General features: G+C 70.0%; 13 protein-coding genes. 8 read left to right on the top strand and 5 right to left on the bottom strand.

Annotated elements, in window-relative coordinates; all coding sequences use genetic code 11:
• Positions 1-287, bottom strand: a 287-nt coding sequence (locus tag ACM2XV_RS08105; RefSeq protein WP_487026568.1) for a FadR/GntR family transcriptional regulator, incomplete at its 3' end; no start/stop codon positions are given.
• A 90-nt stretch (positions 288-377) separates the two neighbouring features.
• Here ACM2XV_RS08105 and ACM2XV_RS08100 point away from each other — a divergent pair.
• The 4 genes from ACM2XV_RS08100 (at position 378) to ACM2XV_RS08085 (ending at position 3,807) form a co-directional block, all read left to right on the top strand.
• Positions 378-1,886: a GntP family permease gene (locus tag ACM2XV_RS08100; protein ID WP_487026567.1), complete on the top strand. Its 1,509-nt coding sequence runs from the start codon at positions 378-380 to the stop codon at positions 1,884-1,886.
• A 78-nt stretch (positions 1,887-1,964) separates the two neighbouring features.
• On the top strand, positions 1,965-2,468 hold the full coding sequence (locus ACM2XV_RS08095) for an SIP domain-containing protein (protein WP_487026566.1): 504 nt from the start codon (positions 1,965-1,967) through the stop codon (positions 2,466-2,468).
• A gap of 14 nt (positions 2,469-2,482) precedes the next feature.
• Complete coding sequence (locus ACM2XV_RS08090) at positions 2,483-2,983, top strand: Dps family protein (RefSeq protein WP_344772617.1); 501 nt, start codon at positions 2,483-2,485, stop codon at positions 2,981-2,983.
• Positions 2,984-3,081: 98 nt separating this feature from the next.
• On the top strand, positions 3,082-3,807 hold the full coding sequence (locus ACM2XV_RS08085) for an alpha-L-fucosidase (protein ID WP_487026565.1): 726 nt from the start codon (positions 3,082-3,084) through the stop codon (positions 3,805-3,807).
• Here the strand turns inward: ACM2XV_RS08085 and ACM2XV_RS08080 are convergent.
• The 3 genes from ACM2XV_RS08080 to ACM2XV_RS08070 all read right to left on the bottom strand — a co-directional run bounded on the left by ACM2XV_RS08080 (position 3,753) and on the right by ACM2XV_RS08070 (position 6,524).
• A protein-coding gene (locus tag ACM2XV_RS08080) for an IS3 family transposase (protein ID WP_487026564.1) occupies positions 3,753-4,990 on the bottom strand; the annotation gives its coding sequence in 2 pieces (ribosomal slippage) (positions 3,753-4,711 and positions 4,711-4,990; 1,239 coding nt in all). The genes ACM2XV_RS08085 and ACM2XV_RS08080 overlap by 55 nt on opposite strands.
• A gap of 276 nt (positions 4,991-5,266) precedes the next feature.
• Positions 5,267-5,866, bottom strand: coding sequence for a DUF222 domain-containing protein (locus ACM2XV_RS08075; RefSeq protein ID WP_487026563.1), 600 nt, complete (start codon positions 5,864-5,866; stop codon positions 5,267-5,269).
• A gap of 133 nt (positions 5,867-5,999) precedes the next feature.
• Positions 6,000-6,524, bottom strand: coding sequence for a GNAT family N-acetyltransferase (locus ACM2XV_RS08070; protein ID WP_487026562.1), 525 nt, complete (start codon positions 6,522-6,524; stop codon positions 6,000-6,002).
• A gap of 107 nt (positions 6,525-6,631) precedes the next feature.
• Here ACM2XV_RS08070 and ACM2XV_RS08065 point away from each other — a divergent pair, with 107 nt between their 5' ends.
• From ACM2XV_RS08065 to ACM2XV_RS08055, 3 genes are read left to right on the top strand one after another with little or no spacing between them, the layout of a single operon-like run.
• Positions 6,632-7,975, top strand: a complete 1,344-nt coding sequence (locus ACM2XV_RS08065; protein WP_487026561.1) for an amidohydrolase — start codon at positions 6,632-6,634, stop codon at positions 7,973-7,975.
• On the top strand, positions 7,972-9,033 hold the full coding sequence (locus tag ACM2XV_RS08060; RefSeq protein ID WP_487026560.1) for an ATP-grasp domain-containing protein: 1,062 nt from the start codon (positions 7,972-7,974) through the stop codon (positions 9,031-9,033). The genes ACM2XV_RS08065 and ACM2XV_RS08060 overlap by 4 nt, the downstream gene beginning before the upstream one ends.
• Positions 9,030-10,346, top strand: a complete 1,317-nt coding sequence (locus ACM2XV_RS08055) for a M20/M25/M40 family metallo-hydrolase (protein WP_487026559.1) — start codon at positions 9,030-9,032, stop codon at positions 10,344-10,346. The genes ACM2XV_RS08060 and ACM2XV_RS08055 overlap by 4 nt, the downstream gene beginning before the upstream one ends.
• Here the strand turns inward: ACM2XV_RS08055 and ACM2XV_RS08050 are convergent.
• A protein-coding gene (locus ACM2XV_RS08050; protein WP_487026558.1) for an IS5 family transposase occupies positions 10,343-11,261 on the bottom strand; the annotation gives its coding sequence in 2 pieces (ribosomal slippage) (positions 10,343-10,909 and positions 10,911-11,261; 918 coding nt in all). The two genes, ACM2XV_RS08055 and ACM2XV_RS08050, sit on opposite strands and share 4 nt — an antisense overlap.
• A 234-nt stretch (positions 11,262-11,495) precedes the next feature.
• Between ACM2XV_RS08050 and ACM2XV_RS08045 the strand changes: the two genes are divergently transcribed.
• Positions 11,496-11,814, top strand: a 319-nt coding sequence (locus ACM2XV_RS08045; protein ID WP_487026557.1) for an LLM class flavin-dependent oxidoreductase, incomplete at its 3' end; no start/stop codon positions are given.

Genomic DNA, 11,814 nt, shown 5'->3' with positions numbered 1-11,814 from the left:
AGTCGGTCGGGCCCGGCGAGCCGCCAGCGGATCACCTCGGGCGAGAAGAGGTCCCACTCGCTCGCCGGCTGCACCTCGATGCCGGCCTTGCGCCGCGACCGCACGAGCCCGAGCGTCTCGAGCACGCGCACCACCTCGCGCACGGCGGAGCGCGAGACGCCTTCGGCGGAGGCGATGTCGCCGCTGAGCAGCCGCGTGCCCGCCGGGTACTCACCATGCACGATCGCAGCGCCGAGGCGCTCGGAGAGTCCCCCGTGCACGGGAGCGAGGCGTGCGGCATCCGTCATGCGAAAAACATACAACTTGACCGACCGGGCGTAATATGACGGAGTTATTCCTGTCGAACTCCGGCGCTTCCCGCCAGATCAAGGATGCTCATGGCACTGACATCTGTTTCGCCCGCGCTCGTCAGCGCGGCCACAGCCGCAGCCACGCACCACGCAAGCGACGGCCGCCTGATCTTCGCCGCACTGCTCGGCATGGCCGTGATCATCGCGCTGATCACCTGGCTCAAGCTGCACCCCTTCATCTCGCTGCTGATCGGCGCCCTCGTGGCCGGCATGACCGCCGGACTCACGCCGACCGCCGCCGTCACGAGCTTCTCGACCGGCTTCGGCTCGACGAGCGCCTCGGTCGGCACCCTGATCGCCCTCGGCGCGATCTTCGGGAAGCTGCTCGCCGACTCTGGCGGCGCCGACCGCATCGTCGACACCCTCGTGAGCCGCGCGAGCGTGCAGGCGCTGCCGTGGATCATGGGCCTCGTCGGCGCGATCATCGGCCTGCCGATGTTCTTCGAGGTCGGCCTCGTGCTGCTGGTTCCGGTCATCATGCTCGTCGCGCGCCGTTCCGGCCTGCCGCTGATGCGCGTCGCGGTGCCGACCATCGCCGGGCTCTCGGCCATGCACGGCTTCGTTCCCCCGCACCCCGGCCCGCTCGCCGCGATCTCGGCGGTGCACGCCAACCTCGGCGTGACGCTCGGCCTCGGTGTCATCGTCGCCCTCGTCGGCGTGATCGTCGCGGGGCCGCTGTTCGCGGGATTCGCGGCGCGCTGGGTTCCCGCCGAGGTGCCCGCCCTGTTCGACACGGGGGATGCCTCACGCGGCGACACCGGAAAGGGTGCCATCGACACCCCGCGCACCGCGGCGATCAACCTCGGCGGCCGCGGTGACCAGCTGCGGCAGGCCGACCAGGCGGCGCACCCCGCCGCCGTGCGCCGCCCGGGCTTCTGGCCGACGCTCGTCACGATCCTGCTGCCCGCGGCCCTCATGCTCATCGCCGCGATCATCGACATCGCCGACGCGAACGACCCCGCCGCGTGGAAGACCGTCGTGGACTTCGTCGGCACCCCGCTCATCGCCCTCGGCATCGCGGTGATCGTCGCGATGATCGTCCTCGGGCGCGGCGCCGGGTTCAGCCTGAAGCGCACCTCGAGCGTCGTCACCGACGCGCTTCCGCCGATCGCCGGCATCATCCTGATCGTCGGCGCGGGCGGCGGCTTCAAGCAGGTTCTGGTCGACACGAAGATCAGCGACGTGATCTCGAACTGGGCCTCGCACAGCTCGATCAGCGTCTTTGTGCTCGCCTGGCTCGTCGCGGTGTTCATCCGCGTCGCGACGGGGTCCGCCACCGTGGCGACGATCACCACGGCCGGCATCCTCGAGCCCGTCACGCACCACCTCAGCACGCCGGGCGTCTCGCTGCTCGTGCTCGCGATCGGTGCCGGCTCGCTGTTCTTCTCTCACGTGAACGACGCGGGCTTCTGGCTCTTCAAGGAGTACTTCGGCCTCTCGATCGGTCAGACCATCAAGTCGTGGTCGGTGCTCGAGACCGTGCTGTCTGTGGTCGGCATCATCGTCGTGCTGGTGCTGAGCATCTTCGTGCATTGACGAAGGTGACGCCCCGCTTCTTCCCAGTCAGGCCGGGACTCTTTCCAAGTAAGGCACACCTAACCTAGTGTGGTGTTCATGGGTTCCCGTCATCGCAAGCACGTCGCCGACCGCGTCTTCATCGCGGGCGACCTTGCCGACGTGACGGCGATCCAGCACATCCTCTCCGTGCTGCCCGACGACGCCTACGGGCAGGTCTACATCGAGGTGCTCGACGAGCGCGACGTGATCGCGCTCGACGCTCCGCGCCGCGTGGCGGTGACGTGGTTGCCGCGCGTGGTGCGTGCCAGCGCCGTCCGCCCGCTCGCGTTCGCGACGCATGGCGAGGCGCTCGCCACGGCCATCGCGGGCTGGGTGGGCGAGTGGATGCCCGCAGCCGCGCGCTCCGAAGACGACGTGCTTGAGGCATCCGATCACCCCGCCTCGCCCTCGTCCGCTGCGGGCTCCGATGCCGCGCAGGACAACGTGATCATGTGGATCGGCTGCGCCGGCAGCGCCCGCATCACGGCTCTGTACGAGGTGCTGCAGGCCCGGCTCGCCGGACTGAACGCACTGCCCGATCTGTCGCATCACCTGAGTTGAACGAAGGAGTACCGATGTCCACTGAGACCCCCACTTCCGCTTCCACCTCCGCCGGCGCCGCCGAATCGGCCGAGCTCGCGGCCGGTGTGGCCCAGTTCCTCGCGCCGGTCGTCGTCGACATGGAAGCTCTCGTCGTCAACGGCAAGCAGGCGCACTGGAACGTGCGCGGCGCCGACTTCATCGCGATCCACGAGCTGCTCGACCAGCTCGTCGAGCACGCGCAGTCGTTCGCCGACGACTCGGCGGAGCGCATCGTCGCCCTCGGGCTGCCCGTGGACTCGCGACTTGCGACCGTCGCCGCGAAGACCACCCTTCCCGCCCTGAAGGACGGCTTCCAGGACTGGACCGACACCGTCTCGCAGGTCGTCGCGCTGATCGACGCAGCCCTGGTGACGGTGCGCGCCGCCGTCGAGGGCCTCGACGACATCGACCTCAACAGCCAGGACATCGTCATCGGCATCGAGCGCGGGCTCGTGAAGGACCGCTGGCTGCTGCAGTCGCACCTCGCTGCCTGAGGCGCGACGCCCTGAGCTCAACGCTGCCCAGCGCCGCGCCCGGCTCACGCCCCGGCGCCGTGCCGCGCCCGACTGCCGAGCAACTCGCTTGGCAGCGGATGCGGCTCGGCGCCTTCTTCCATTTCGGGCTGAACACCTTCCACGGGGTCGAGTGGAGCGACGGCACGCTGCCGGCGGCCGGCTTCGTGCCGGGCGAGCTGGATGCCGATCAGTGGGTGCGCACCGCGCGCGAGCTCGGCGCGCGCTATGTCGTGCTCACCGCGAAGCACCACGACGGCTTCTGCCTGTGGCCGACTGAGACCACCGCGTATTCGGTGGCGGCCTCGCCGTGGCGGGGCGGCGCAGGCGACGTCGTACGCGAGGTGGCGGATGCCTGTGCGCGGCACGGGCTCGGCCTCGGTCTCTACCTCTCGCCGTGGGATCGGAACGCGCCGCAGTACGCCGCCCCCGCGGCATACGACGACTTCTACGCCGCCCAGCTGCGGGAGCTGTGCGGGAATTACGACATCGCCGAGATCTGGTTCGACGGCGCCGGCTCTGAGGGTCGCGTCTACGACTGGGGGCGCTATCTCGAGGTGGTCCGCGAGCTGCAGCCGCGCGCCATGGTGTTCAACATGGGCGCTCCGACGATCCGCTGGGTCGGGAACGAGGACGGCCTGGCGGCCGACCCGGTGCGCTACGCCGTCGATCGCGGCGAGCTCTCGAACTACACCGACGACTGGGTCGACTACGGCGGCGCCCTCTATCTGAATCGCCCTGGGTTTCGTTCCTATTGGTTTCCGAGGCTGGCCTCTGCCAGTTCGGGTGGTTCGTGGTCAGCGTAGAAGGCTGCCTCGACTTCTGCTGGGGTGCGGTAGTCGAGTTCGGAGTGCAGGCGTTGGTTGTTCCACCACCAGACGTACTCCAGGGTGGCGACTTCGACCTGCTCAACGGTCTTCCACGGGCCGCGGCGGCGGATCAGCTCGGTCTTGTAGAGCCCGTTGACGGCTTCGGCCAAGGCGTTGTCGTAGGAGTCGCCCACGGTTCCGGTGGAGGGTTTCGCGCCGAGCTCGAGGACGCGGTCGGTGTAGACCATGGCCATGTAGTTCGAGCCGTGATCGGAGTGGTGGGTGAGCCCGGCAAGGTTGCCGCCGGCGCCCCACGCGGCCACCTCGAGGGCTTGCAGGGGCAGGATCTCGGCTTTGAGGGTGGAGGCGACGTTCCAGCCGACGATGCGCCGGGAGTGCACGTCGGTGACGAAGGCGACGTACGCGAACCCGGACCAGGTAGCGACGTAGGTGATGTCGGCCACCCACAGCTTCTGGGGCGCATCGGCGGTGAAGTGCCGGCGTACGAGGTCGGTCGTGCGGGCGCCTTCCGGGTCCGGCTTGGTCGTGTAGACGCGTTTGGAGCGCTTCACGCCGCGCAGGCCCAGGGCCTTCATGATGCGCCCGGTCTGGTCGCGGCCGATTGCCCAGCCCTGCCGCTTCATCAGCTGGTGCATCTTGCGGGTGCCGTACACGCCGTAGTTCTCGGCGTGGAGGCGGGAGATCTCACCTCCCAGCAGCTCGTCGCGCAGCGCCCGGGCCGAGGGGGCGCGGCCCTTGGCGGCGCGGTAGCCGCGGGCGGTGAGGAACCCACTCTCTGTCGCACCCAGGGTGCGGCAGATGGCCTCGACCCCGAAACGATGCTTCATCACGTCGATGAAGGCGATCATCTCGTCGTGGGGCGGTCGAGTTCCGCGGCGAAAAACGCCGACGCGGTCTTCAGGATCTCGTTGGCGCGCTTCAGCTCGGCGATCTCCCTCTTGAGCTGCTTGATCTCGGCCTGCTCGGCGGAGGTGACGCCGGGCCGGTGGCCGGAGTCGATCTCGGACTTCCGGCGCCACTTGCGCAGCGTCTCGGGCCCGATGCCGAGCTTCGTGGCGACATGACGGATCGCCGCGTACTCGGTCTCGTGCTCAGGAAGCGCCTCTTCGAGCATCCTGAGCGCACGCTGCCGGAACTCCGGCGCGAACTGACGGGGCATGATTCATCCTCCCAAAGGAAGCGGAACCAAACCCAGGGCGATTCAGATCCCTCGTGCGGGTGTCTGTGGGCGGTTGAGTCTCGGAGGCGACCAGGAGCGGCTTCGCTGTCCCGTCCACACCGTCGTTCTCGGCGGCATCGTCGTTCTCGGCAGCATCGGCAGCTGTGCCCGCAGCGGGGGTGAACGCGACGGATGAGCCGGTGCGTGGGTTGACGTAGGCGTCGAGGACGGCGCGGATGGCGGCGGCCTGCTCGACCGGCAGCAGCCCGGTGAGTCTCAGAGGCCGTCTCGAGCGTGTCCGAGGCGGAAGAACCGCTTCTCGATGGCTGCTTTCTCCACCGGTTCGGTGCCGTCGGGGTCGAGTACCAGCGCCCAGGCTTGCGCGGCTTCGACGACGGCGGTCGCCGGCAGGGTCTTGGAGAGTTCGATGAGGTTCGTGCACGCGGTGGTCATCAGCGCGGTCTCTGCGCGGTCTGTGGCCTCGAGCAGCGGGCCGATGATCGCGACCGCCTGCGCCCGGCCGAGGACGCCCTCGTGCACGGCGGTCTCGATGACGGGCAGCTTCGCCAACCGCCTGGCCTCCAAGACTCGCGCGTGCGCGTCCTTCGCGCAGGTGCGCGTCACGGTCTCCAGCGCACCCCAGGACTTCCGCGCCCCCAGCCGCCGGGCAAGCGAGTCCTCACCCAGCGTCTCATCGGTGCGGTGGTCGAACTCGCGGGCGACGGCGAGCTGCAGCGCCTCGACCTTCCGGGACAGCTCTTCCACCGCCTGCGCGGCACCCACCAGCTGGTCGTCGCTCAGGATCGCGAACGAGTCGGGCAGCACCGGGTCGAGGCACGCCGACGCGGCCGCGATGCCTTCCCCGAACGCCCCCATGGTGCACCCCCTGCATCAACTCCGTCGCCGATGAACCCGATGCCACGAGTATATCATCAGTTCGAATAAACAGAACAGATATCCACACGAGATTCGAAACTAAGAACGAATAGACTGCGAAAGCTTTCGCGCCTCAGCCCAGCTCGCGCGCGAAATACAGCCCCTCCGGCACCTTTCCGACATACGGCCCGTACTCGTCGATGCGCTGATAGCCGAGCTTCTCGTACAGCGCGATCGCCTCGGGCTGCTGGGTGCCCGTCTGCAGCACGACGCGCGAGGCGCCGTTCGCCGCGGCATCCGCTTCGACGGCCCTGATCAGCAGTGTGCCGACACCGCGCCCGCGCGCAGCCTCGACCGTGACGAGTCGCTTGAGCTCCCACTCGATGCCGCCATCGGTCTCGAGCCGGCGCAGCGCCGCGTGGCCGAGCGCGGTGCCGTCGGAGTCGAGGGCGAGGTACACGCCCGAAAGCGTCGCCGGGTCGAGCACGAAGGCGGACGCCCGCAGTTCCTGCTCGTCGGCCGTGAGCGCGGCCTGCAGTGCGGCGTAGCGCGGGGTGATCTCGGCATCCATCAGGGCGCGCAACCGGGCAGCGCGCTCGTCACCCCACTCGACCTTCTCGACACGGACGGTCTGTTCAGCGTGCGCGGGGCGGTTCATGCACCGATTCTTCCAGCAGCCGCCGACATCGCGGGGCCGGTCGCGATCGAGCTTCATACGCGGCAACACCGTGACCGATGTCGGCCGCTCCGCCTAGCGTGGTGAGCATGACGGCTGATCGCGATCTCGGGCACCCCGAAACGCCCGATCGCGCGTATGCCGACGCTTTGCAGGCGCGAGCCCGGCGGCGAGCGGATGCCGCGGACTATGTCACCTCGCCGTTCGCCGGCGCCCCGGCCGAGCTCACCACGGTCGTCGGCTCGGCCGTCGACGAGCTTGCGCCCGAGATCGCGGCACTCTCGCACCGGATCTTCGAGACGCCGGAAGAGGCGTTCCACGAGGTGCTCGGTGCCGCGGCGATCGCCGCCGCCGTCGAGCGGCTCACCGCGGCGCACCCGTCGGTGGGCGTCTACGGGCTCGACACCGCGGTCGAGGCATCCCTCGGGCCCGAAATAGAGGGCGCGCCCACCGTCGCGATCCTTGCCGAGTACGACGCGCTGCCCGGCATCGGGCACGGCTGTGGTCACAATCTCATCGCCGCGAGCGCGGTCGGCGCCTTCGCGGCGCTCGCGCGCCTCGGCGACCGGCTTCCCGGCCGAGTCGTGCTGCTCGGCACCCCCGCCGAAGAGGGCAGCAGCGGTAAAGAGCTGATGGCGCGCAACGGCGCCTTCGACGGCGTCGACGCGGCGCTCATGGCGCACCCCTTCGGCTACGACGCGATCGACCACCCCTTCATCGGGCGGCGGATTCTGCGCATGGAGTTCGAGGGCGTCCCGGCGCACGCGTCGGCGTCGCCGTTCCTCGGCCGCAACGCACTCGACGCCGTGACGCTCGCGTATCAGGCCGTCGGTCTGCTGAGGCAGCATCTGCCGCCGACCGACCGCGTGCACGGCATCGTGAAAGAGGGCGGCGAGCGGCCGAGCGTCATTCCTCGCCGCGCCGTGCTCGAGTTCTACCTGCGCTCGCACGCGGCCGACACCCTGAAGGAGCTGAGCCGACGACTTGCCGACATCGCCCACGGCGCTGCACTCGCGACGGGTACCGGGGTGAGACTCGTGTGGGACCCGCTGCCCGCCACGCTGCCGACGCGGTTCAACCGGCCGCTGTCCGAGCGGTGGGCGGTTCACCAGGCCGCACGCGGTCGCAAGGCGCTCACGACTGCCGAGGTGCCGAGCGAGCTGGCCGCGTCGACCGACTTCGGCAATGTGAGCGTGCGCGTGCCCGGCATCCACCCCGTGATCAGGGCGAGCCCGCCCGAGGTCGCACTGCACACGGCCGAGTTCGCCGAGTGGGCACGATCAGAGGCGGGCGACGCAGCGGCGACGGATGCCGCGTTCGGGCTCGCTTTGACGGCACTCGACTTCCTCGCCGATGCCTCTCTGCGTGACGCCGCTCGCGCAGACTTCGAGGCGGCCGGCGGGGTTCTGAACGTAGAGGAGTACTTCGCATGAGCGCACCCCTGCCGGTGGCAGACGGCCCCGCCGTCTACGCGATCCACGAGAACCCCGAGTGGTTCGGGGTCTTCCGCGACGCGTTCGCGGCCGAGGGGGTTCCCCTCGTCGAGTGGCTGCTCGTGGAGGGCGAGCTCGACCCGCTGTCCACTCCGCCCGAGGGCGTCTTCTGGTCGCGCATCAGCGCGTCGAGCCACACCCGCGGCCATATTCTCTCGAAGGAATATGCCCGTGCCGTGCTCTCGTGGCTCGAGGCGAGCGGCCGGCGCACGGTCAACGGGCGTGCCGTGCTCGAGCTCGAGGTCAGCAAAGCGGCCCAGCTCTCGGCGCTGAAGCGCGCCGGTATCGACGTGCCGCGCACGCGCGCCGCCGTGGGCACCTCACACCTTCTCGACGCGGCGCGCAGCCTGCATGACGAGCTCGCCGCCCCCTTCGTGATCAAGCACAACCAGGGCGGCAAGGGCCTCTCGGTCGCGCGCTTCGAGTCGCCTGACGAACTCGAGGCCGCGCTGAACGCGAGCGAGGTCGACGAGCCGCAGGACGGCATCACCCTCGTGCAGGAGTACGTGCAGCCGGCCGAGCCGTTCATCACGCGCGTCGAGATCGTGGGCGGCGAGTTCGTCTATGCCATCAGGGCCGACACCGCGCGCGGCGGCTTCCAGCTCTGCCCCGCAGACGCCTGCGCCATCGACCCCACGACCGGGAAGCCCGTCACGCCGCCGGGGGCGACCATCGCGCCGACGCCGGGGGATCAGCTCTTCTCGCTGCGCGACGGGTTCCGGCATCCGATCATCGAGCAGTACCTGGCCTTCACCCGCGCGAACGGCATCGAGATCGCGGGAATCGAGTTCATCGAGACTGCCGACGGGCGCGTCGTGACCTACGACGTGAACACCAACACGAACTACAACGCGGCGGTCGAGGCCGTCGCGCCCGTCTCGGGTCCGCGCTCGATCGCGCGCTATCTCGGCGGGCTGCTGGCAGATGGGTCCGCTGGTCGACTCGCGCGCAGCGGCTCTGCCGGTCGACTCGCGCGTAGCGCGAATGGAGACCGTTGACCGCCCCGAGCCTTCTGGAGCGCGAGGCGCTGCAGTTCGCGCAGGAGCTCATCCGCATCGAGAGCGTCAACCCGGGTGTCGGTGTGCCCGCGGGCGACGGCGAGTCACGCGCGATCGAGTACCTGCGTGAGCGGCTGACGGATGCCGGCTACCAGCCGCACTGGGGGGAATCCGTGCCCGGCCGCGCGAATCTCGTGGTGCGGATTCCGGGCAACGAGGCAGGCCCGCGCGGTGCCCTGCTCGCGCACGCGCACGTCGACGTGGTTGCGGCCGAGCCCGAGGGCTGGACCCACCCGCCGTTCGCGGGCGTGATCGCCGACGGATTCCTGTGGGGCCGCGGCGCCCTCGACATGAAGAACCAGGCCGCCGTGCTGCTCGCGATCGCGCGCCACTACGCGCGCGAGGGCATCGTGCCCCGCCGCGACCTGATACTCGCGTTCTTCGCCGATGAGGAGTCCGGCGGCGTGCACGGCGTGCGGTGGGTGCGGCGCGAGCACCCCGAGTGGCTCGCCGGCGCGACCGAGGCGCTGAGCGAGGTCGGCGGCTTCTCGGTGCCGCTCGGTGGGAAGCGCGCCTATCTGGTGGCGACCGCCGAGAAGGGCGTCGGGTGGGTGCGGCTCACGGCGCGGGGAGCCGCGGGCCATGCATCCCGCCCGCACGACGGCAACGCGGTGACGCGCATCGCCGCGGCAGTCGCGCGATTGGGTGAGGCGCGATTCCCGGCGACGCACACGCCGGCACTCGAGGCGTTCACGGCGCGGGCGTCCGAACTTCTGGGCGTCGAGCTCACCCCCGACAACCTCGAGCAGCACCTCGATCGGCTCAGCATCGCGGGGGCGATCGTGCGCGACGGCCTGCGCAACACGATCACGCCGACAGTGGTCAGCGGCGGGTACAAGTCGAACGTGATCCCCGGCGAGGCGCGCGCCGAGCTCGACACCCGCACCCTGCCGGGCCACGACGACGAACTGAAGGCGGCGGTGCGCGAGCTCGCCGGCCCCGACGTCGAGCTGAACCTGGGTAGCTGGGTGCCACCGCTCGAATCCCCGGCCGACGGCCCGCTCCTCGACACGCTGCAGGCCGCGGTCGCCGCCGAGGACCCCGATGGCATCGTGGTGCCCTACCTGCTGCCGGCGAGCACCGACAACAAGCACCTCGCCCGACTCGGCATCGCGGGCTACGGCTTCGTGCCGTTGCGCACCGCCCCCGACTTCGACGCGTACGGCCTGCTGCATGCGGTCGACGAGCGCATCCCGCTCGAGTCGCTGTACTTCAGCGCGCGCGTGACCGAGCGGATCCTGCGCGAGGCCTAGAGCGTGTCTCCTAATTGTCGGGTCCAGGCGATGACGGCGTTGAGGACGGCTGCGGCGCGGTAGACGGTGGCGAGCTTGTCGTAGCGGGTTGCCAGTCCCCGCCATTGCTTGAGGTGGCAGAAGCGGCGCTCGATGACATTGCGGCCCTTGTAGTCGTGCGTGTCGAAGGCGGGCGGCCTGCCGCCGCGTGAGCCGCGGCGTTTGCGGTGGCACTTCTGGTCGTCGGGCTCGGGGATGACCGCCCGGATGCCGCGCTCGCGCAGGTGGGTGCGGATCGCGCGGGACGAGTAGGCCTTGTCGCCGCGCACCGCGTCCGGGCGGGTGCGGGGCCGGCCCAGTGGTCGGGAGACGGACAGCTGCGCCATGAGCGGCAGGAACATCGGCGAGTCCCCGGCCTGCCCGGGTGTGAGCGCGATCACCAGCGGCAGCCCGCAGCCGTCTACGAGCTGATGGATCTTCGTCGAGAGCCCGCCGCGGGAGCGGCCGATCGCGTGGTCAGGCGGCTCGGCGGGATTCGTGTAATTCGCCGGATCGGCCGGATTCTTGTAGTTCGATGAAGCCCCCTGTGTGGCGCGTGAGGTTCGTCGCGTGCTGATGCGCGCGGGCGATCGTGGAGTCCACCGACAGCGACCAGTCCACCAGCCCCTCCGCGTCCGCCTGAGCCGTCACCTCCGAGAGGACCCGGTCCCAGGTCCCGTCCCCTGCCATCCGCCGATGCCACTTCCACACCGTCTGCCACGGGCCGAACACCGCGGGCAGGTCCCGCCACGCGATCCCGCACCGGTACCGGTAGATGATCCCCTCGACCATCGTGCGCGCGTCCGAGAACGGCCGCCCCTTCCGCCCCGTACGAGCCGGCAGGAACCCGGCGATCAATGACCACTGACCATCAGAGAGCAACTGAAAACGCGACACGAAACCAGCATCCCGGCAACGACGTCAATCAATTGAGAGACACGCTCTAGTCGTTCGGCGGCGCAGCCGCGGCGCGCGCGAGAGCCGCTGCGCGCGCGAGGGTGGCCGCCCTGTGCGACGCCTCGTGACACAACGTGACCGCCGGTTACGGGCATGGTGCAACGGTCATCGCCGCCTCCCTAGCGTCGCCTCCAGAGCCATCGCGCTCGATACACAGACCATCAGGAGGACCCCGTGACCGACAGCGCCCGTCGTGTTCCGCTTTCCGTTCTCGACCTCTCGCCGTTCTCGAGCGGGGAGTCCCCCGGGGACGGCATCCGTCACACCATCGATCTCGCACGGCAGGCCGAGCGCGCGGGGTATCGGCGCTACTGGCTCGCCGAGCACCACGCGAACCCCGGCATCTCGGGTTCGCAGCCGCATGTCATCGCGGCGCTCGTGGCGGCGGCGACCCACACGATCCGCGTCGGCACCGCGGCGACGATCGCCGGCAACTACGAGCCGATCCAGATCGCAGAGGCCGCGGGCATCATCGGCGCGGCCTCCGGCGGGC

The organism is Gryllotalpicola sp. CP2-P1 (assembly GCF_057512245.1).
The sequence above is the reverse complement of the archived record's forward strand: the minus strand, read 5'-3'. Positions and strand labels throughout refer to the sequence as shown.

Bases quoted from the DNA above. Each gene is read 5' to 3' on its own strand.
- ACM2XV_RS08070 (WP_487026562.1), bottom strand. From the start codon at position 6,524: ATGAACCGCCCCGCGCACGCTGAACAGACCGTCCGTGTCGAGAAGGTC.
- ACM2XV_RS08085 (WP_487026565.1), top strand. From the start codon at position 3,082: ATGCGGCTCGGCGCCTTCTTCCATTTCGGGCTGAACACCTTCCACGGG.
- ACM2XV_RS08065 (WP_487026561.1), top strand. From the start codon at position 6,632: ATGACGGCTGATCGCGATCTCGGGCACCCCGAAACGCCCGATCGCGCG.
- ACM2XV_RS08100 (WP_487026567.1), top strand. From the start codon at position 378: ATGGCACTGACATCTGTTTCGCCCGCGCTCGTCAGCGCGGCCACAGCC.
- ACM2XV_RS08095 (WP_487026566.1), top strand. From the start codon at position 1,965: ATGGGTTCCCGTCATCGCAAGCACGTCGCCGACCGCGTCTTCATCGCG.
- ACM2XV_RS08060 (WP_487026560.1), top strand. From the start codon at position 7,972: ATGAGCGCACCCCTGCCGGTGGCAGACGGCCCCGCCGTCTACGCGATC.
- ACM2XV_RS08075 (WP_487026563.1), bottom strand. From the start codon at position 5,866: ATGGGGGCGTTCGGGGAAGGCATCGCGGCCGCGTCGGCGTGCCTCGAC.
- ACM2XV_RS08090 (WP_344772617.1), top strand. From the start codon at position 2,483: ATGTCCACTGAGACCCCCACTTCCGCTTCCACCTCCGCCGGCGCCGCC.